We start from the raw sequence: 21,302 nt of genomic DNA on the forward strand, positions 1-21,302 counted from the left end.
TTTGGCCGCCCTGCTATTTACTGTTTAACTATTGCTGGCTAATCACAGCGTTATTTCTGCAAACGGCCATGACATTGCTTATATTTCTTACCTGAACCACAAGGGCAAGGATCGTTACGGCCCACTTTACGTTCAAGGCTGGCTGCAACTTTCACATCTTCTTCAGACATCAGGGCGCTATTGTCATTTTCATGGCTCAACTGTTGCTGTCTGGCCAAACGCTCAGCTTCTTCACGGCGTTGAACCTCCAGCGCCTCGACCTCTTCCGGCATACGAACCTGAACTTTGCTCAGCACGCTGATCACTTCATATTTCAGAGACTCCAGCATTGCCGCAAACATAGCGAAAGATTCGCGCTTATATTCCTGCTTAGGATCTTTCTGCGCATAGCCACGTAAATGGATGCCCTGACGCAGATAATCCATCGCTGCCAGATGCTCTTTCCACAAGGAATCCAGCGTTTGCAGCATCACGCCTTTCTCAAAATTGCGCATCATTTCGACGCCGACAACTTCTTCTTTGCGTTTGTAGACGTCAATGGCCTGCTGAAGGATTCGCTCACGCAGGGTTTCTTCATGCAGCTGTGGTTCATCTTCCAGCCATTGCGCAATCGGCATATCCAGATCGAAGTCGTTTTTCAGGCGCTGTTCCAGACCTTCAACATCCCACATTTCTTCCAAAGATTGCGGCGGAATGTAGCTATCCAGCGTAACTTTGAACACATCTTCACGAATGCTGTTGATAGTTTCGCTAACGTCAGATACGTCCAGCAACTCGTTACGCTGGCTGTAGATCGCACGGCGCTGATCGTTGGCTACATCATCGTATTCCAGCAGCTGTTTACGAATATCGAAGTTACGGCTTTCTACTTTACGCTGTGCGTTAGCAATCGCTTTGGTTACCCAAGGATGCTCAATGGCTTCTCCCGGCTTCATACCCAGTTTACGCATCATGCCTGACACACGGTCAGAGGCAAAAATACGCATCAATGCATCTTCCATTGACAGGTAGAAGCGCGAGGAACCGGCATCACCCTGACGACCCGCACGACCGCGCAGCTGGTTATCAATACGACGGGATTCGTGGCGTTCAGTACCGATGATGTGTAAACCACCGGATGCCAGAACCGCATCGTGACGAATTTTCCATGCGGCTTTAATTTCGGCAATTTGCTCTTCAGTCGGATTTTCCAACTGTGCGATTTCACTCTGCCAGCTTCCGCCTAACACGATATCGGTACCACGGCCGGCCATGTTAGTCGCGATAGTAACCGCTCCCGGCTGACCCGCCTGAGAAACAATGTCTGCTTCCATGGCGTGGAATTTAGCGTTCAGAACTTTATGTTCGATGCCGGCTTTGGTCAGTTCAGCAGATACCACTTCGGATTTTTCGATGGAAATCGTACCAACCAGCACAGGCTGGCCGTTGGCAGTACGCTCACGGATATCCTCAATGATGGCACCAATCTTTTCCATTTCAGTCATATAGACCAGATCCGGCAGATCTTTACGAATCATTGGACGGTTAGTTGGAACCACAATAGTATCCAGCTTATAGATAGAGCTGAATTCAAAGGCTTCGGTATCCGCAGTACCTGTCATACCAGCCAGTTTTTCGTAGATACGGAAATAGTTCTGGAAAGTAATGGAAGCCAGCGTTTGGTTTTCGTTCTGGATTTCCACCCCTTCTTTGGCTTCAACTGCCTGATGCAAACCGTCAGACCAGCGGCGGCCTTGCATGGTACGACCCGTGTGTTCATCAACGATGATAACTTCGCCATCTTTAACGATGTAGTCAACGTCGCGGGTAAAGAGTACGTGGGCGCGTAGAGCGGCGGTTACGTGGTGCATCAGCATAATATTGGCCGGTGAGTACAGAGATTCGCCTTCCTCCATAATGCCGGCTTCCACTAACATCTGCTCGATCATGATCAAGCCACGCTCAGTTAAATGCACCTGACGGGACTTTTCATCTACCGAGAAATGCCCTTCACCCTGGAAGGTATCGGAATCTTCTTTTTCCTGACGAATCAGTTTAGGAATCAGTTTGTTAACCCGAATATACATTTCGGAACTGTCTTCCGCAGGCCCAGAAATAATCAACGGAGTACGCGCTTCATCGATCAGGATGGAGTCAACCTCATCCACCAACGCATAGTGCAGTTTACGCTGTACGCGCTCTTCCGGGCTGAACGCCATGTTGTCGCGCAGGTAGTCAAAACCGTATTCGTTGTTAGTACCGTAAGTAATATCAGCAGCATAGGCTTCACGCTTCGCCGGAGCTGTCATACCCGGCAGGTTGATACCGATAGTTAGGCCGAGGAATTCAAACAGTGGACGGTTATTCTCTGCATCGCGCTGAGCCAGATAGTCGTTGACAGTAACCACGTGTACGCCGCGACCAGTCAGCGCATTCAGGTAAGCTGGCAGCGTTGCGGTTAAAGTTTTACCTTCACCGGTACGCATTTCTGCAATACAACGCTCGTTCAGAACCATACCGCCCAACAGCTGCACATCGAAGTGGCGCATGCCGAATACGCGTTTACTGGCTTCGCGAACTACAGCAAAAGCTTCTGGAATCAGGTTTTCCAACACTTCGCCTTTCGCCAAACGTGCGCGGAATTCGTCCGTTTTGGCTCTTAATTCTTCATCGGACAGTTTTTCCATGTCCGGTTCCATGCGGTTGATTACATCAACCACTTTACGCATACGGCGCAGGGTCCGATCGTTACGGCTGCCAAAAACTTTAGTGAGTAATTTGATTAGCATAATTCTTTATATCTCTTACAAGACCACCAAACCGGCGGTCAAAGGTTACATTAAGTTAAAAGACTTCAGAGGAATAACTAGCTGTAACGAACCGGTCCGGCACGAATGCCTTGTACCTGGGCAAGCCATAAGCCAGGTTGATGAAGGGATAAAACGGGCTGAGGTACTCGTTTGGTATAGCGAATGATGGTCGGTGGCCGCGACTCGTGAGTCAACAACGCATTGAGCGTATCCAGTAGCGCAAGCTGTTGAATTTGCGTCGGCTCTACCTGTTCTAACGCCTCGACTTCCTGCACGCGGCTATAAGCGGCCTGCGGTGCAAGTGCAAAAGAAAGGTGACGAATGACGGTGCGAAGCGCATGCTGCTGCCAATAGTCTACGCTGAAGGAAGGACGACGGTGCGTCTCTTGCAGCAGAGCAAGACTATTAAAGTTGGTCGTACCGTGATTTTGGCGACTTTGGCTGGAAGATGTACTCGGCAGTGCGGTTTGATCCGGGCCGCCGGACAAGTTTGACGGCACGCCAAGACTCGCCGCGACCATCCCCAAAAGGAGATGCGGCCAGAAATAACGTCTGCCAAATTGTCGCCAACGATTTAGAATACCGATCACAAGTTTAAAATCCGCCGGAGCCCTGTCAATGCGTGAAAGCCGCCCACAATTATTAGATGTTCTGTTCGACGATGCGACCGCAACGGAGAAAGGCCCACTGCACAATGTACAGCAGCGCGCAGTCGCACTGTTAAAGCTCAATCGTGCGGTAAAAGCATTGCTTCCGTCACAGTTGCAGCCTTGGTGCCGTGTGGCCAATTATCGACAGAGTATTTTGGTGCTAGAAACCGCCAACGCCAGTTGGCTAATGCGATTACGTTACGAACAACCTAACCTGCTTTCTGCACTACGAGCGCAAATTCTACCATCATTGTCTTCAATCGACATCAGGATTAATCCTGCGTTAATGGCGAAAGGACAGAACAAGATACAAGAAACCGTTCAGGCTGCGCAAAAAAGCGAAGAGTCAGCGCCATTACGTCACTTGAGTTTGGAAAGTGCAAATGAATTACGAGGATTAGCGAGGCGTAGCCCAGAGAAATTGAGGACTATTTTGGAACGACTGGCTGCGTTGGCCGGAGAGAGTGCCAACGCAACCAAACGTGATAAGTAGCTTTTAGTAAGCCAATACCGTTGACGGAGCTTTGAATGCCAATGGCATTTCGGCTTCGTCTTGGAACGTCACATATTCCCAAGCTTCCTGTTTTGCCAATACGGCTTGCAGTAACTTGTTATTCAGTGCGTGACCAGATTTATACGCGGTGAACGCGCCAATAATATTGTGGCCGCACATGAACAGGTCGCCGATGGCGTCCAGCATTTTGTGACGAACAAACTCATCTTCGAAGCGCAGGCCATCTTCGTTCAGAACGCGGTAATCATCTACCACGATGGCACAATCGAAACTACCGCCCAGGCACAAACCGCGGGACTGCAGATATTCGATATCACGCATAAAGCCAAAAGTACGCGCACGACTGATTTGCTGCACAAATGAATCAGCAGAGAAATCCAGGCGGTAACGCTGCGTACTGGTGTCTATCGCCGGGTGATTGAAATCAATGGTGAAATCTAAACGGAATCCATTGAATGGAGACAGTTCAGCCCATTTATCACCGTCTTCAACCCGAACGGTATCTTTCAGGCGTAGGAATTTCTTCGCTGAATTCAGCTCTTCAATTCCTGCGTCCAGCAGCAGGTACACGAATGGACTGGCACTGCCGTCCATGATCGGCACTTCAGGTGCATTGACTTCTATAATAATGTTATCAATCCCTAAGCCCGCCAAAGCAGCGTTGAGATGTTCAACGGTAGAAATACGCACGTCATGCTCGTTAACCAGACAAGTACAGAGCATGGTATCACGCACGGATTTTGCATCTGCCGGGAAATCAACCGGTGGATTCAAGTCAGTGCGACGATAGATGACCCCGGTATTGGCCGGCGCGGGGCGCATTGTCAACGTGACTTTCTTGCCGGTATGTAAACCAACACCAGTCGCTTGAACAATACGTTTTAATGTCCTTTGTTTGATCATCGTTTTATCTCGCAATGTTATCCATCCTACCGACCTAGCATATAGGAAGATCGGTGGGACAGTTTAGCACAAAGAGCGGAGATACCAAATTTTTGGAAATTAATCAGCTTGCTTGCGCAAGAACGCTGGAATATCCAAATAATCCGGCTCTTTGTTCGTTTGAGCAGTTTGGTCGTTCACCACCTTCGCGGCAGGCTTCACTTCCTGCGGCAACGGTGACATACCGTGCTGCTGATAACGGTGATCCATCACTGGCTGAGTTTGCTTGTTGGTAACCAGCGTGATTTCCGGACGTTTGTCCATGCCGATACCAGTCGCAACCACAGTAACACGCAGCTCGTCGTTCATTTCCGGGTCTAAGGACGTACCGATAACCACGGTAGCATTATCAGACGCGAAGGCACGAATGGTGTTACCTACGGTTTCAAATTCATCCAAACGCAGGTCGAAACCAGCGGTGATGTTGACCAGAACGCCACGGGCACCCGACAGGTCGATATCTTCCAGTAACGGGCTAGAAATCGCCATTTCTGCCGCTTCCTCCGCACGATCTTCGCCACAAGCGACGCCGGAACCCATCATGGCATAACCCATTTCGGACATCACAGTGCGCACGTCAGCAAAGTCGACGTTCATCAGGCCAGGACGGGTGATCAGCTCGGCGATCCCCTGAACGGCACCTTTCAACACGTCGTTAGCTGCGCCGAATGCATCCAGTAAAGAGATGCCACGACCCAACACTTTTAACAACTTGTCGTTCGGAATAGTGATCAATGAATCCACGTGTTTAGACAACTCAGCGATACCCTGCTCAGCGAATGCCATGCGTTTCTTGCCTTCAAAGTTGAAAGGCTTGGTAACCACGGCCACTGTCAGAATACCCAGATCTTTTGCTACTTCCGCAACTACAGGCGCAGCACCAGTACCGGTACCGCCACCCATACCTGCCGCGATGAAGACCATATCCGCGCCATCAAGTGCTGCACGCAGCGCTTCGCGATCTTCTTCCGCAGAATTACGACCCACTTCCGGGTTCGCACCAGCACCCAGACCTTTGGTAATACCGCTACCGATCTGGATAGTCTGGCCAACTGCCGTTTTACGTAGCGCCTGAGCGTCTGTATTAACGGCAAAGAATTCAACACCTTCGATGCGCTCGCGCACCATGTGTTCAACGGCGTTGCCACCGCCACCGCCGACGCCGATGACTTTAATCACCGCGTCATTGGTCAGTTCCATAGGTTCAAACATAGTTTCTCTCCGTTTTGTGCCTGTCGCTTCGAGATCAAAAAATATGTTCAGCATGATCTCTTTGTTGAAACATTAAAACTCTTTTCTCAGCCAGCTATTGATACGTTTGAACCAATTGCCCACCGAGGCACGTTTTTCTACTTCTGACTCACCACTGAGATGAGATTCTTTACCGTAGTGCAATAACCCAACAGCAGTGGAGTAGTAAGGTTCCTGCGCATAGTCCGTCAGCCCGGTAATATTGAGCGGTTGGCCAATACGTACCTGGGCATGAAACACCCGTTGCGCACATGCGGCCAGGCCATCAATTTGTGCCGCACCACCTGTAAGCACAATACCTGCTGCCAAGTGGTGTTTTACGCCTTGCTGACGTAATTGTTCCTGCAACTGCAAAATTTCGTCATTTACCAGGTTCAGCAATTCCGTATAGCGTGGTTCAATGACCTCGGCCAGTGTCTGTCTTTGCAGACTACGGGGAGGACGTCCGCCAACACTTGGCACTTCAACACTTTCGTCCTTGCTGACAATCGACCCGAGCGCACAGCCGTGTCGAACTTTAATCGCTTCCGCATCGGTCGGCGGTGTGCCAAAGGCGTAGGCAATATCGCTAGTGACTACGTTACCAGCATAAGGAATCACCTTGGTGTGACGCAGTGCGCCACCGGTGTACACCGCCATATCCATGGTGCCGCCGCCGATATCCACTACACAAACGCCCAGTTCGCGTTCGTCTTCGGTCAATACCGCATAACTGGCGGCCAGACCGGCAAAAATAAGCTGGTCAACTTTCAGACCACAGCGTTCAACCGCTTTGACAATATTCTTTGCCATATCGTTATGGCAGGTAATCAGGTGTACTTTGGCCTGCATCCGCACGCCGGAAAGGCCGACCGGGTTCTTAATACCTTCCTGATAATCAATGGCATATTCCTGAGGGATAACATGCAGGATTCGATGTTCATCACGCACACGTACCGACTTCGCGGTATGTACTACGTTCTCTACATCTTCCTGAGTTACTTCCTCTTCGGAAATAGGAACCATCCCGATTTCATTCTGACAACTTATATGTTTACCCGATAATGCCAGATAAACGGAGGAAATCTGGCAATCTGCCATTAACTCTGCTTGATCGATCGCACGTTGGACGCATTTCACTACCGATTCAAGATCGTTAACGCCACCCTTATCCATACCACGGGATGGGCAACTGCCAACCCCAATAATGTTGACCATGCCATCGGGCAGAACTTCCCCTACCAATGCGGAGACCTTTGCCGTACCGATCTCGAGACCCACTACCAGTTTTCTGTCCGTCGACTTGATCATTGTTGTTTTGCCTGTGCCTGATTCTGTTGCGGATTACTGTTCTGCTGGCTGCTTGCCTGCTGGTCGATAAATACCGGGGACCAACCCACCGCAGCGCCGGTGTCATAACGCAGGTCGATATAGCTAACCCGTTTATCAGGCTGCTGCTCTAGCATGGGGTACAGTTCCATAAAGCGCTGCAAACGTCCCATGCGGTCATCCCGCCCTAGCTCCAGCCGAACATCGTTATCTAAGGCCAGTTGCCAAGAATGGCGAGCACTCATTGCCGCCATTTTTAGCGTGTATTTATTGGCCGCTAACACCTTACTCATCGCCCGGTAGCCCTCCAGAACATCCTGTTCACTGCCTTCAGGCCCATACAGCAGCGGCAATTTCTGGCCGCCGATGCGTTCCGAAGGCACGCTAAACGACTTACCCGCAGCATCAATCATGTGCAAATCGTTCCAGCGGGCAACCGGCACATATTCTACCAAATGGATTTTCAGCTCATCCGGCCACTGCTTACGCACGCTAGCCTGCTGAATCCAGGGTAACCGTTCAATCTGCTGCTGGATGATGTTGACATCCTGCGTCATAAAGGTTCCCGGTGCGCCCAAAGCCAGAATCGCCTGGCGAATATCGTCATTGGTGGTGTAATGGCGTTCGCCGGTCACCACCAGTTTTGACAGTGGCAAACGGCTGGCATCCTTCATCCAACCTACAACGGCCCAGCCGCTCCACAACACGGTTCCCAGCACCATCAGCAGGAAAACCAACCCCGCTAACTGGCCTCCGTTGCTCCGGCGAGCAGCGCGGGTTTCAGCGGCACGTTCCCGTGCATTCAGAGCAGCTTGCGACATATCAGTCAGCCAGCGCCAGAATGCGCGTCACCAGCTGGGAAAAACTCATCCCGGCATGACGAGCGGCCATCGGTACTAAGCTATGGCTGGTCATACCTGGCGAGGTATTCACCTCTAACAGATAGAATCCGCCATCGCTATCCTGCATAACATCCACCCGCCCCCAGCCGCTGCACCCTAGAGCCTGATAGGCCTGACGTGCCAGTTCGGCCAGCTGTTGTTCTTGCTCCGCGTTTAAACCGCTTGGGCAAAAGTATTCTGTATCATCGGATAAATACTTGGCTTCATAGTCATAAAACACACCGGCTGGCTGGATGCGGATCGAAGGCAACACTTCGTCACCCAACATTGCCACGGTGTATTCCGGGCCACTGAGCCATTTTTCAATCAGTACGTCATTGTCATGACGGAACGCTTCTTCCAATGCTGCCGGCAGATTCTCAATGCGATCCACCTTACTCATGCCAACGCTAGAGCCTTCACGGCTTGGCTTGACGATTAAAGGCAGGCCAAGCTTAGCGATCCGCTCAGCGAAGTCATCAGATGAAAGTGTTTCAAATTGTTGACGAGAGAGCGCCACAAAAGGTGAAACCGGCAAACCCGAAGCCTGCCACACTAATTTGCTGCGTAACTTGTCCATCGTCAGCGCAGAGGCCATGACGCCGCTACCGGTATAAGGCAGTTGCAGAAACTCCAATAACCCTTGCAGCGTACCGTCCTCACCGCCACGACCATGCAGAGCGATAAAGACTTTATCGAAGCCGTGCTCTTTGAGCTGAGTCACAGGAAAATCAAGAGTATCAATGGGATGGGCGTCGATGCCGCCTTCCAGCAGACCGGCTAATACCGCCGCGCCAGACATCAATGACACTTCGCGCTCAGCGGAGGTTCCACCCAGCAGTACGGCGACTTTCTCAACCATGATGTTCCTCCTCTTTCACCTGAGGCTGCAATTTGGTCTCAGCCAGATTGCGCGCGATTTTACCGATATTACCTGCTCCTTGAACCAAGATCAGATCGTTGTCATTCAATACTTTAGCTAATACTGACGGAACTGTGTCGCTATCCGAAACTAAAATTGGGTCCAACTGACCACGATTACGAATGGTGCGGCACAGAGAACGGCTGTCGGCACCGGGAATTGGCGTTTCGCCAGCGGAATACACATCCAGCATCAGCAACACGTCCACACCTTCCAGCACGTTGGCGAAGTCATCGTACAAATCACGAGTACGGGTGTAGCGATGCGGCTGGAAAACCATCACGATACGTTTGTCCGGCCAGCCCGCACGAGCCGCTTTAATAGTGGCATCCACTTCCGTTGGGTGATGACCGTAATCGTCCACCAACATCACGCTACCGCTTTTACCGTTCACATTTTTCAGCGGGAAATTACCGAGGAAATCGAAACGACGCCCGGTCCCCTGGAAACCGCTCAGCGCGCGTAAAATTGCTTCATCGTCAATGCCTTCTTCCGTTGCTACCGCAACCGCGGCGGCGGCGTTCAGCGCGTTGTGACGACCCGGCGCATTCAGGGTCACCGTCAGTAAAGGTTTATCCTGACGACGCAGGGTAAAGTGGCCCTGCGGCCCAATTTGCTGATAGCTGGCAATTTGTACGTCCGCGTCATCGCTGAAACCATAAGTGGTAATGTGACGACCTACGCGCGGCAGCAACTCACGCACCACAGGATCGTCCACACACATCACTGCGCGACCATAGAACGGTAGGTTGTGCAGGAAGTTAATAAATGTCTGTTTTAAATTTTCAAAGTCGCCTTGGTAGGTATCCATATGGTCGGCTTCGATATTGGTCACAATCGCCACCATTGGCTGCAAATGCAGGAAGGAAGCATCGCTTTCATCCGCTTCTGCAATCAGGTAGCGGCTGGAGCCCAAGCGCGCGTGAACGCCCGCCGCTTTCACCAAACCGCCGTTAACGAAGGTTGGATCCAAACCCGCCTCAGCATAAATGCTGGAAACCATCGCCGTCGTGGTGGTTTTACCGTGAGTACCGGCTACCGCAATGCCGTGGCGGTAACGCATCAGTTCCGCCAACATTTCAGCGCGACGAATGACGGGAATACGCGCTTCCCGCGCAGCCACGATTTCCGGGTTATCCGCAGAAATCGCCGTTGAAACCACCACTACGCTCGCATCACGGACATTTTCCGGACGGTGATGGAAATAAATCTGTGCACCCAATGCGCTCAACTGCTGAGTGACCGGGTTTGGCGCCAGGTCAGAACCGCTAATCTGATAGCCTTCGTTTGCCAACACTTCAGCGATACCACCCATGCCAGCACCACCGATGCCGACAAAGTGAATGTGCCGGACGCGTCGCATCTCGGGCACGATAGTACGTAGTTTCGCCAGTTGTTGTGTATTCACGTTTTTCTTCACTATGTAGTTTGTTACATCTCTACAGCCCGCGTTAAACGCAAGCTGTTCATTATTTCTGTCTTGAATCAAGGCTTCGCAGCAGCGATCACTTCTGCGGCCACGCGCTCGGTCGCATCCGGAATGGCAACGGCTCGTGCCTGTTCCGCCATTGCTAACAGCGTCGGTCTATCCCACTGTTGCAACAGGCTGCTCACCGCGGACGCATTAAACTGCGGCTGCTCGATAATTTTTGCGGCACCGGCTTTTTCCAGCGGCAACGCATTCCAGTACTGCTGACGATCTTTATGTTGGAAAGGCACAAAAATCGCGGGTAAACCGGCGGCGGCCACTTCGCTGACCGTCAACGCACCGGAACGACACACCACCACGTCAGCCCAGCGATAAGCCGCAGCCATATCATCGATAAACTCGACAATTTTGTGCTGTGTCTGTCCGGCCTGTTGGTAAGCCTGCTCGACTTCAGCCAACGCACCTTTACCCACCTGATGCCATAAGGTGATTTTATCGCCCAGATCCGCCGCAACTTGCGGCATGGTTTGATTCAGCACGCGTGCGCCCTGACTCCCCCCGATGACTAGCACACGAGTTGCCCCTTCACGACCGGCTAGACGTTCAGCCGGCAGCGGCAGTGCCAGTACGTCGGTACGAACCGGATTGCCAACCACGTCTGCGTGAGGAAATGCGCCAGGGAAAGCCTGCAATACTTTTTTGGCAATACGCGACAGCCAACGGTTGGTTAAACCTGCGATACCATTTTGCTCATGCAAAACGACCGGAACGCCGTTCATCCACGCCGCCAGACCGCCGGGACCAGAAACATAGCCGCCCATTCCCAGCACCACATCTGGCTGGTAATCACGCATGATTTTCCGCGCCTGACGAATGGCACGATAGATGCGCAACGGAGCGGTCAGCTGAGCTTTCAGCCCTTTGCCACGCAAACCGGAAATCTGAATAAAATCGATCTCAATGCCGTGTTTGGGGACCAAATCGGCTTCCATGCGATCGGCGGTGCCTAACCAACGCACCTGCCAGCCCTGCGCCATCAGATGATGCGCAACGGCCAAACCGGGGAACACATGTCCACCGGTTCCGCCAGCCATCACCATTAAACGCTTGGTTTTCCCACTCATCGGGCACTCCTTACAAACGCTTGGGCTTTTGCCAAACGTGTTTCAAAATCAATACGCAGCAGTAAAACTATGGCTGTTGACATAATCAACAGACTGGAACCACCGTAACTTATCAGGGGGAGTGTCAGACCTTTGGTCGGTAACATCCCAGCCGCGGCCCCAACGTTAACCAACGCCTGGAAACTAAACCAAACGCCGATTGAACAAGCCAAAAAGCCGGAAAACCGCTGATTAATCTCTAACGCACGACGCCCAATGGACATCGCGCGAAAAGCGACGAAGAATACCATTAACAGGGCTAAAACCACACCGAAATAGCCGAGTTCTTCCCCTAAAATTGCGAAAATAAAGTCGGTATGAGCTTCCGGCAAATACTCGAGTTTTTGCACCGAATTGCCCAAACCTTGCCCCCAGAATTCCCCGCGACCAAACGCCATCAGAGACTGAGTGAGCTGATAACCGCTGCCAAAAGGATCTTCCCACGGATTCCAAAACGAGGTGACCCGGCGCATACGGTAAGGCTCGGCAATGATTAGCAGACAAACTGCAAAAATCCCGGAGCCGATAATCGCCAGGAACTGCCACATTTTGGCTCCGGCTAAAAACAGCATCGCCAGCGTAGTAATAAACAGCACCACCACGGTCCCCAAATCCGGCTGAGCCAACAGTAGCACTGCCAGTATGACCATCACGCCCATCGGTTTGCAGAAGCCCCAGAAGTTACTGCGTACTTCTTCAACCTTGCGCACCAGATAACTGGCCAGATAACAAAACAGCGAGAGTTTAGATAACTCCGCCGGCTGAATACGCAACGGACCGATGGAAATCCAGCGGGATGCACCGTTAACCGAGCTACCGACTACCAATACAATTAGCAGCATCACGATGGACAGCAGCAGCATAATGTTGCTGTAGCGCTGCCAGATTTCCATCGGAATACGTAGCGTGACCAGCGATAAACCAAAAGCCAAACCGAGGTAAAGCGCGTCACGCTTGGCAAACAGGAAAGGATCGCCCGCCAAACGCTGACCGATAGGCATTGATGCCGAAGTCACCATCACAAAACCGATGATGGCTAAACCAAAGGTCAGCCACAGCAAGGTTCTGTCATAAAGCACCATACTGGTGGCGTCGCTCTCCCGCGATCCCATGACCCAGTGCTTTAACTTATTAAACAGCCCTAGCCCCAGCATTCGCATCAGCCCAGTTCCTCCGCCAGACGGGCAAACTCGGTGCCCCGTTGTTCAAAACTGCGGAACTGATCCAGACTGGCGCAGGCAGGTGATAACAGCACCATATCGCCGCTTTTTAGCGTCGGTGCCAGTAATTTCATTGCCTGTTCCATGGTTTCAGTCAACTGTGAGACTTCAGGTCTCAACTGCGCTAACTGCTCGCCATCACGACCAAAGCAATAGACTCGTACGTTGTCACCCTGTAGAAAACGGCTCAGTCCGGAAAAATCAGCGGATTTGCCGTCGCCACCCAGCAGTAAATGCAGAGTGCCATCGACGTATAACCCGTCCAGTGCCGCTTCAGTGCTGCCAACGTTGGTGGCTTTGGAATCGTTAATCCAACGCACCCCGTTGTTTTCAAACACCAATTGGAAGCGATGTGCCAGCCCTGCGTAGGTGGTCAGTGCTTTTAAGCTGGATGAACGAGGAATTCCCGCCACATCAGCCAAAGCCAGCGCCGCCAACGCATTGGTATAGTTATGTCGACCTGTCAGCTTCATTTCGCGGGTGTTTAGCACTTTCTCGCCGCGAACCCGCAGCCAGACTTCGCCTTGCTGTTTATTTAAATGGTAATCGCCCACATCAACACCAAAGCTAATACAGCGGCTATCGGCCCCGCGCACCGGCATGGTTAGCGCATCATCGGCGTTGACCACACAGGCTTTGGCATTTTCATAAATACGCAGTTTGGCGGCGCGATACTGTTGCAAACCAAACGGATAGCGATCGGTATGGTCTTCCGTCACGTTCAAGACGGTCGCGGCGGTGGCGTGCAGACTTGAGGTGGTTTCCAGTTGGAAACTGGATAATTCCAACACCACCAACTGATTTTCCTGCTTCAGCAAGGTCAGAGCCGGAACGCCGATATTGCCACCCACACCAACCTGCCAGCCTGCGGCTTTCGCCATCTCACCCACCAGCGTAGTGACCGTGCTTTTGCCGTTAGAGCCGGTAATCGCAACGATCGGTGCCTGATTTTCACGGCAAAACAGCTCAATATCACCGACGATTTCAACGCCAGCTTCCGCCGCCTCGCTCAAAGCCGGATTAGTCAGCGCCATTCCTGGGCTGGCAACGATTAAATCGGCGTCTAACAGCCATTGCTGATTCAGATCGCCCAAATGGCGCTCCAAACCGGCAGGAAGTTTATCCAAACCCGGTGGATTGATGCGGGTATCCATAACGCGCGGCGAAACGCCCCGCGCCAGAAAGAAATCAACGCAGGAGAGGCCGGTTAGCCCCAGCCCAATAATGACAACTTTTTTACCCTGATAATCCACCATAATTACCGCACCTTCAGCGTCGCTAGGCCAATCAGGACCAGCATCAGCGAAATAATCCAGAAGCGCACAATCACACGCGGCTCTGGCCACCCCTTCAGCTCATAATGATGATGAATCGGTGCCATACGGAAAATCCGCTGGCCACGAAGCTTAAAGGAGCCAACCTGTAGAATCACTGACAGGGTTTCTACTACGAATACCCCACCCATAATCAGCAATAAGAATTCCTGACGCAGCAATACGGCGATGGTGCCTAACGCGCCGCCCAGCGCCAGTGAGCCGACATCGCCCATAAAGACCTGTGCCGGGTAGGTGTTGAACCACAAAAAACCTAACCCGGCACCGACGATGGCGGTACAGACGATCACCAATTCACCGGAATGACGCAGATAAGGAATGTGCAAATAGTTGGCAAAGTTGACGTTACCCGTCGCCCAAGCCACCAACGCAAAGCCCGCAGCAACAAATACCGTTGGCATAATGGCCAAACCATCCAGACCGTCGGTCAGGTTAACGGCGTTACTGGTGCCGACGATCACGAAGTACGCCAGGAGAACGTACATCAGCCCCAACTGCGGCATCACGTCTTTAAAGAACGGCACCACCAACAGCGTTGCCGGGGTGTCTTTACCTATGGTGTACATAGTAAAGGCGGCGGCCAGCGCGATCACCGACTGCCAGAAGTACTTCCAGCGGGCAATCAGTCCCTTGGTATCCTTGCGGACCACTTTGCGGTAATCATCGACAAAACCGACGATTCCGTAGCCCACCAGAATAAACAGTACGCACCAGACATAAGGGTTAGACGGATAAGCCCACATTAATACCGAAATGGTAATGGAGAACAGAATCATCAGCCCGCCCATAGTTGGCGTGCCGCGTTTGCTGAAATGTGACTCCGGACCGTCGTTACGTACAACCTGACCGATTTGCAGCTTCTGCAAATAAGCAATTAGGCGCGGCCCCATCCACAAGGAGATAAACAGAGCGGTCAACAAACTGACGATGGCGCGAAACGTCAAATAGGAAAAAACGTTAAAACCGGAATAGAATTTGACCAAATATTCAGCCAGCCACACTAACATGATGCTTTCTCCTGTAACGCCTGCACAACACTTTCCATGGCAGCACTACGTGAACCTTTAATTAATACGGTGATAACTTGATGTTCGGACAACAGGGCCGCCAAACGAGCCGTCAACGCGCTCTTATCTTGAAAATGCTCGCCGTTACCGCAGGCGTTACTGATCAGCTGACTTAATTTACCCACGCTCAACACTTTATCCACTCCAGCCAGACGGGCAGCCTCCCCCACCTGACGGTGACAATCCTCTGCGGTTTCACCCAATTCGGCCATATCACCCACCACCATTACGCGGTAGCCGGGCATATCGGCCAGAACCTGCGCCGCGGCGATCATGGAGCCCACGTTGGCGTTATAAGTGTCATCTAGCAGCAGTTTTCCTTCGGCCAGCGAAATCGGGAATAAACGCCCTTTTACCGCTTGCAACTGAGATAACCCCTGACGCACCGCATCTAAATCTGCGCCGACCGACATCGCTAGAGCCGCCGCAGCCAACGCATTGGCGATGTTATGGCGACCCGGTAACGGCAGCGACACTGCTACATTGCCGAAAGGCGAATGCAGAGTGAAATCCATACCTTGCTGATGAATGCGCACATCGCTGGCATAAAAATCGATGTCTTCACCGGCCTGCGGTGAAAAACGCCAAACCTGCTTGTGAGCTAGCGTGGACTGCCAATGCGGCCAGTCATTGCTATCAGCGTTAAGAATGGCAATACCTTTGGCTGGCAAACCGGCAAAAATTTCACCTTTCGCCTGCGCAACACCCGCCAACGAACCAAAGCCTTCCAGATGAGCGGCCGCCAGATTGTTCACCAATGCGGCTTCTGGGCGGCTTAAATCCGTGGTGTAGGCGATTTCGCCAATATGGTTAGCGCCTAACTCAATCACAGCAAAATCATGTTCTGGCGTTAAACGCAGTAAAGTCAGCGGCACACCGATATCGTTGTTAAAGTTACCGGAGGTATACAACACGTTGCCACATTGACGCAGAATCGCTGCGGCCATCTCTTTAACCGAGGTTTTACCGGAAGAACCGGTCAACGCGACGACTCTGGCAGGAACCTGCTGACGAACCCAGGCAGCAAGCTGACCCAGAGCCAGACGGGTGTCTTTCACCACGATCTGCGGAACATCCACCCATAAGCGCTGACTTACCAGCAGCGCCCCAGCACCGGCGGCAACGGCGGCTTCAGCAAAATCATGAGCGTCAAAACGCTCGCCTTTCAGTGCCACAAACAGGCAACCTGCCGTCACCTGACGCGTATCGGTGGTCACTTCGGTAATCATATCGTCGTTACCGAACAGCTCAGCGTTAAGCTGCTCCGCGAGGTGTTGCAGGGAAACGGGAATCATGCGACTACCCCCAGCAAACGGGCAACGGTAACACGATCGGAATAATCCAGCCGACGATTGCCTACCAGTTGGTAATCTTCGTGACCCTTACCGGCCACCAAAACCACATCTTCTTCCTTCGCCTGCATAATCGCGCTGGTTACCGCTTCAGCACGGCCATGAATTGCCAGCGCACGACCCGCATCCATCAAACCGCGAAGAATATCAGCCACGATAGCCTGCGGCTCCTCGCTACGCGGATTATCGTCGGTCACAACGACGCGATCGGCCAGCTGTTCTGCAATGGCTCCCATAAGTGGGCGCTTACCTTTGTCACGATCGCCGCCGCAGCCAAATACGCACCACAGTTGACCTTTGCAATGCAGACGCGCCGCCGCTAGAGCTTTTTCCAACGCATCCGGTGTATGAGCATAATCAACGACTACCGTAGGTTTGCCTGGAGCGTTGAACACTTCCATACGACCGCACACCGGCTGGAGCCTAGGTGCCGCAGTTAACAATTCCGGCAACGGATAGCCCAGCGCTAACAAGGTCGACAACGCCACCAGTAGGTTACTGACGTTGAATGCGCCCATCAGGCGGCTTTCCAGCTGACCTTTACCCCAACGGGAGTCAAAGGAAATCGTAGCGCCGTTATCGTGATAATCCACATGAGTAGCGGACAGCCACGGACCATTCCAGCCCTGCGGCACTTTACCTTCCATAGTGACGGCAACTGCCTGAGGCAACTGGCTCAGCCAGCGTTGCCCGACCTCATCGTCAGCATTGATAATTTTGTGTTCGGCCTGATGAGTGGAGAACAGCAGCCATTTAGCTGCTTCATAGCTCGCCATGTCGCCGTGGTAATCCAGATGATCGCGGCTCAGGTTGGTAAACACGGCAGCGGCAAACGGTAACGCTGCCACGCGGTTCTGCACCAGTCCGTGAGAAGAAACCTCCATCGCAGCGACTTTAGCGCCCTGTTCCACCAGCGAATGCAAAATCTGTTGCACATCAACCGCTGAGCCGGTGGTATTTTCTGCCGGTACAACCTGTCCCAGCAGCCCGTTACCCACGGTACCCATCACTGCACTGGTCTCCCCCAGCGCCTGAGTCCATTGCGCCAACAGCTGCGTAGTGGTGGTTTTGCCATTGGTGCCAGTGACGCCAATTAAGCGCAACGCCGCACCCGGCTGTTGGTAAAACTGGCCTGCCAGCTTGGATAAATGCTGATTCAGATTGCTCAAATAAATCACGGGAACGCCGTGCATTTCTGTGATGCTGGCATCTGGTGCTACGCCTTCGGCTTCAGCAACCACGGCGGCGACGCCCTGAGCAATAGCCTGCGGAATATAGCGCCGCCCGTCCGTTTGGTGGCCGACAACGGCGACAAACAGATCCCCGGCAGCCACCACGCGGCTGTCTAATGTCATTTCCCGTAGCGCACGTCCCGGGACGTCAAGCCCCCAAGGAGCGAGTAAGTCGCGCAAATTACGATCTGCCACCTGAACCCTCTTTTTTATTAATCACTAATTCGCTTTTATCACTGGTCGGTAACGCATCCGGTTCAACGTTCATGGTACGTAAAACACCGCCCATAATTGCGCCAAATACCGGAGCAGAAACCGCACCGCCGTAATATTTCCCGCCCTGTGGGTCATCAATGACCACTACCAGAGCAAATCGAGGGTTGCTTGCCGGCGCTACGCCGGCGGTATACGCAAGATATCGGTTCACGTATTTGCCGTCCGGTCCGACTTTCTTCGCAGTACCGGTTTTAATCGCAATACGATAGCCTTTAATCGCAGCTTTGGTGCCCCCACCGCCCGGTAACGCTACGCTTTCCATCATATGAACCACGGTACGAACAATGGGCTCAGGGAAGACGCGCTCACCGGCAACCGGCGGGTCAACTTTGGTAATCGACAGCGGCCGATAAATGCCCATACTGCCGATCGTCGCATAGACTCGCGCTAACTGTAACGGGGTTACCATTAGCCCGTAGCCGTAAGAGAAGGTGGCCCTCTCTATGTCAGACCACCGTTGTTTTTTAGGATATAAGCCACTGCTTTCTCCGACCAACCCCAAATTGGTCGCTTTCCCAAACCCAAAACGTGAGTAAGTATCTACTAACGCTGAGGATGGCATCGCTAACGCCAGCTTAGAAACACCGACGTTACTCGACTTCTGTAGAATCCCTGTCACCGACAACTCCGCATAACGCGCCACGTCTTTGATCTGATGGCCACTAACAAAGTACGGCAAGGTATTCAATACGCTGTTTTCTTTGATAACACCGTGCTGCAATGCGGTCATCACCACCATCGGCTTAACCGTAGAGCCCGGCTCGAAAATATCGGTAATTGCCCGGTTACGCATGGCTTCTTTCGGCGTACCGGTTAGGTTGTTCGGATTGTAAGAAGGGCTATTGGCCATTGCCAGCACTTCGCCGGTGTTCACATCTACCAACACCGCGGTTCCTGATTCAGCTTTGTTGAACGCCACCGCATTGTTCAATTCGCGATAAACCAGCGCCTGGAGGCGTTCATCGACGCTCAGCGCCAGATTATGTGCCGCTTGGCTATCCACGGAGGAGATATCTTCGATCACCCGACCATAGCGGTCTTTACGCACCGTACGTTCGCCCGGTTGACCGGTTAGCCAGCGATCGAAGCTTTTCTCAACCCCTTCAATTCCCTGACCGTCGATATTGGTCACGCCGATAATATGCGCCATGACCTGGCCCGCAGGGTAATAGCGGCGAGATTCCTGACGCAGATAGATACCCGGCAGTTTCAACTTATGGATATAGTCGCCAATAGCTGGATTGACCTGACGCGCCAGATAAACAAAGCGGCCTTTCGGATTGGCGTTAATACGGGAAGCCAACTGATCGAGAGGAATTTCCAGCGCGTCGGACAGTGCTTTCCAGCGCGTATCCAGCGTGATTCCCCCACGTTCATGCAGTTCTTTCGGATCGGCCCAAATGGCATTCACCGGAACACTCACCGCCAGAGGCCGCCCTGCGCGATCGCTTATCATGCCGCGAGCGGTAGGTACGGATTGAACCCGCAGCGAACGCATATCGCCTTCGCGCACCAATTTGTCTGGATTGATCACTTGCAGGTAGGCAGTGCGTAGCATCAGCCCAACCAAAGCCAGTAAAATACAGCCGCACAGCAATGCAAAACGCCAGCTTATAAAGCTGGCTTGTTCTTCCTGCCGTTTCAACTTACCGGGGCGCGCTGCTTTCATGCGTTACCTTGGCTACTCCGAGTCATGGTGAGTGCAAATTTAATCATTGTTTAACCACAATGTTTTCTTGTGCTGGATCAACGTGCTGCATTTTTAACTTATCAGTCGCGATACTCTCGACCCGGCTGTGATCGCCCAAAGCGTTCTCTTCCAGAATCAGGTTACGCCACTCGATGTCCAGAGCATCACGCTCCAGCACCAGTTGTTCACGTTCGGCGGTCAGCAACCGAGTGCGGTGAGCGGTTGTCACCACTAACACCGCAGAGACCAACACCGCAACCAGCAGAATCAATGGGATCTTGGCATTGCGGAGTAAATCTCCGCCAATGACCCCGACTAAGCCGTGGCGTTCGTTGCCTATCACGCGTTAATCCTCTCAGCGAAACGCAGTACGGAGCTACGCGCCCGAGGGTTTTCCGCAACTTCCGCGTCGGAAGGCATCATTTTCCCTACGGATTTCAAATTACGTCCGCCCAAACTCTGTAACTGCTCTTCCGTTAACGGCAAACCGGCAGGCACTTTCGGCCCACGGCTTTGGTTACGGATAAAGTTTTTAACAATACGATCTTCAAGAGAATGGAAACTGATGACGGAGAGACGACCGCTGGGAGCTAACACTTCCAGCGCGCCTTCCAATGCTCTTTCGATTTCTTCCAGCTCGCTGTTGATATAAATGCGAATCGCCTGGAAACTGCGGGTGGCCGGATGCTTGTGTTTTTCGCGGAATGGGCTGGCGTTAGCGATCAGATTTGCCAGCTCGGTGGTGCGAGTCATCGGCTGGGTCAGGTTACGCTCGACAATAGCGCGAGCCAGACGTTTGGCAAAGCGCTCTTCACCAAAGGTTTTCAATACCCAAGCAATATCGTCGGCGCCAGCTTTCATCAACCACTCGGCGGCAGAAATACCACGCGAAGGATCCATCCGCATATCCAGTGGCCCGTCACGCATAAAGGAAAAGCCGCGTTCTGGATCGTCTAACTGCGGTGAAGAAACGCCCAGATCCAACAGTACGCCATCGATCTTCCCGACTAAGTCCAATTCCCGCACATAATCTGCTAATTCAGAAAATGGACCGTGTACAATTGAGAAACGCGGATCGGTAATGGATTTTGCTGCTTCAATAGCTTGCGGGTCGCGGTCAATTGCAATCAAACGCCCTTCCGGCCCAAGTTGAGACAGAATCAGACGTGAATGACCACCACGGCCAAAAGTTCCGTCGATATAAATGCCGTTACTGCGAATGTTCAGGCCGTTAACTGCCTCATCCAGCAGCACGCTTGTGTGCTTATAGTTATCTACCATG

General features: G+C 52.4%; 18 protein-coding genes. 1 reads left to right on the forward strand and 17 read right to left on the reverse strand.

The features are described from left to right. Positions 1–50: 50 nt before the first annotated feature. Together secA and secM are read right to left on the reverse strand one after the other, a co-directional pair. Positions 51–2,768 (reverse strand): preprotein translocase subunit SecA, encoded by a 2,718-nt coding sequence (gene secA / locus AD970_RS11155; RefSeq protein WP_049598782.1) that lies wholly within the window; start codon positions 2,766–2,768, stop codon positions 51–53. A 77-nt stretch (positions 2,769–2,845) separates the two neighbouring features. Then, the gene (gene secM, locus AD970_RS11160; RefSeq protein ID WP_049598785.1) at positions 2,846–3,379 is read right to left on the reverse strand and encodes a secA translation cis-regulator SecM; all 534 of its coding nucleotides are present in this window, start codon (positions 3,377–3,379) and stop codon (positions 2,846–2,848) included. Between the two features lie 28 nt (positions 3,380–3,407). Here secM and AD970_RS11165 point away from each other — a divergent pair, with 28 nt between their 5' ends. After that, positions 3,408–3,932 (forward strand): DUF721 domain-containing protein, encoded by a 525-nt coding sequence (locus AD970_RS11165; protein ID WP_049598788.1) that lies wholly within the window; start codon positions 3,408–3,410, stop codon positions 3,930–3,932. Between the two features lie 3 nt (positions 3,933–3,935). Here the strand turns inward: AD970_RS11165 and lpxC are convergent, their stop codons facing one another. The 15 genes from lpxC to rsmH all read right to left on the reverse strand — a co-directional run bounded on the left by lpxC (position 3,936) and on the right by rsmH (position 21,301). Next, positions 3,936–4,856 (reverse strand): UDP-3-O-acyl-N-acetylglucosamine deacetylase, encoded by a 921-nt coding sequence (gene lpxC / locus AD970_RS11170; protein WP_049598790.1) that lies wholly within the window; start codon positions 4,854–4,856, stop codon positions 3,936–3,938. A gap of 99 nt (positions 4,857–4,955) precedes the next feature. Beyond that, a complete protein-coding gene (gene ftsZ / locus AD970_RS11175; RefSeq protein WP_049598792.1) occupies positions 4,956–6,107 on the reverse strand; it encodes a cell division protein FtsZ in 1,152 nt (383 codons plus the stop codon). 72 nt (positions 6,108–6,179) lie between these two features. Continuing rightward, a complete protein-coding gene (gene ftsA / locus AD970_RS11180) occupies positions 6,180–7,436 on the reverse strand; it encodes a cell division protein FtsA (protein WP_049598793.1) in 1,257 nt (418 codons plus the stop codon). Continuing rightward, positions 7,433–8,275 carry a cell division protein FtsQ gene (gene ftsQ, locus AD970_RS11185; protein ID WP_049598796.1) on the reverse strand — a complete coding sequence of 281 codons (843 nt, stop codon included), beginning with the start codon at positions 8,273–8,275 and terminating at the stop codon, positions 7,433–7,435. The genes ftsA and ftsQ overlap by 4 nt, the downstream gene beginning before the upstream one ends. Before the next feature lies 1 nt (position 8,276). Next, positions 8,277–9,197 carry a D-alanine--D-alanine ligase gene (locus AD970_RS11190; protein ID WP_049598799.1) on the reverse strand — a complete coding sequence of 307 codons (921 nt, stop codon included), beginning with the start codon at positions 9,195–9,197 and terminating at the stop codon, positions 8,277–8,279. After that, positions 9,190–10,665, reverse strand: a complete 1,476-nt coding sequence (murC, locus tag AD970_RS11195) for a UDP-N-acetylmuramate--L-alanine ligase (protein ID WP_049598802.1) — start codon at positions 10,663–10,665, stop codon at positions 9,190–9,192. The genes AD970_RS11190 and murC overlap by 8 nt, the downstream gene beginning before the upstream one ends. Positions 10,666–10,742: 77 nt before the next feature. Next, on the reverse strand, positions 10,743–11,810 hold the full coding sequence (gene murG, locus AD970_RS11200) for an undecaprenyldiphospho-muramoylpentapeptide beta-N-acetylglucosaminyltransferase (RefSeq protein ID WP_049598805.1): 1,068 nt from the start codon (positions 11,808–11,810) through the stop codon (positions 10,743–10,745). Then, positions 11,807–13,009, reverse strand: a complete 1,203-nt coding sequence (ftsW, locus tag AD970_RS11205) for a cell division protein FtsW (protein ID WP_049598811.1) — start codon at positions 13,007–13,009, stop codon at positions 11,807–11,809. The genes murG and ftsW overlap by 4 nt, the downstream gene beginning before the upstream one ends. Further along, on the reverse strand, positions 13,009–14,325 hold the full coding sequence (gene murD / locus AD970_RS11210; protein WP_049598814.1) for a UDP-N-acetylmuramoyl-L-alanine--D-glutamate ligase: 1,317 nt from the start codon (positions 14,323–14,325) through the stop codon (positions 13,009–13,011). The genes ftsW and murD overlap by 1 nt, the downstream gene beginning before the upstream one ends. Positions 14,326–14,327: 2 nt before the next feature. Next, a complete protein-coding gene (gene mraY, locus AD970_RS11215; protein WP_049598817.1) occupies positions 14,328–15,410 on the reverse strand; it encodes a phospho-N-acetylmuramoyl-pentapeptide-transferase in 1,083 nt (360 codons plus the stop codon). Further along, a complete protein-coding gene (gene murF / locus AD970_RS11220; RefSeq protein WP_049598820.1) occupies positions 15,404–16,765 on the reverse strand; it encodes a UDP-N-acetylmuramoyl-tripeptide--D-alanyl-D-alanine ligase in 1,362 nt (453 codons plus the stop codon). Before murF ends, mraY begins: the two co-directional genes overlap by 7 nt. After that, on the reverse strand, positions 16,762–18,249 hold the full coding sequence (gene murE / locus AD970_RS11225; protein ID WP_049598823.1) for a UDP-N-acetylmuramoyl-L-alanyl-D-glutamate--2,6-diaminopimelate ligase: 1,488 nt from the start codon (positions 18,247–18,249) through the stop codon (positions 16,762–16,764). Before murE ends, murF begins: the two co-directional genes overlap by 4 nt. Next, the gene (locus tag AD970_RS11230) at positions 18,236–19,999 is read right to left on the reverse strand and encodes a peptidoglycan glycosyltransferase FtsI (RefSeq protein WP_049598826.1); all 1,764 of its coding nucleotides are present in this window, start codon (positions 19,997–19,999) and stop codon (positions 18,236–18,238) included. The genes murE and AD970_RS11230 overlap by 14 nt, the downstream gene beginning before the upstream one ends. Positions 20,000–20,042: 43 nt before the next feature. Continuing rightward, positions 20,043–20,363: a cell division protein FtsL gene (gene ftsL / locus AD970_RS11235; RefSeq protein ID WP_049598828.1), complete on the reverse strand. Its 321-nt coding sequence runs from the start codon at positions 20,361–20,363 to the stop codon at positions 20,043–20,045. Continuing rightward, positions 20,360–21,301 (reverse strand): 16S rRNA (cytosine(1402)-N(4))-methyltransferase RsmH, encoded by a 942-nt coding sequence (rsmH, locus tag AD970_RS11240; protein WP_049598831.1) that lies wholly within the window; start codon positions 21,299–21,301, stop codon positions 20,360–20,362. The genes ftsL and rsmH overlap by 4 nt, the downstream gene beginning before the upstream one ends. Between the last annotated feature and the right edge of the window lies 1 nt (position 21,302).

It is taken from the genome of Yersinia nurmii, from assembly GCF_001112925.1.
In the GTDB taxonomy this organism is placed as follows: domain Bacteria; phylum Pseudomonadota; class Gammaproteobacteria; order Enterobacterales; family Enterobacteriaceae; genus Yersinia; species Yersinia nurmii.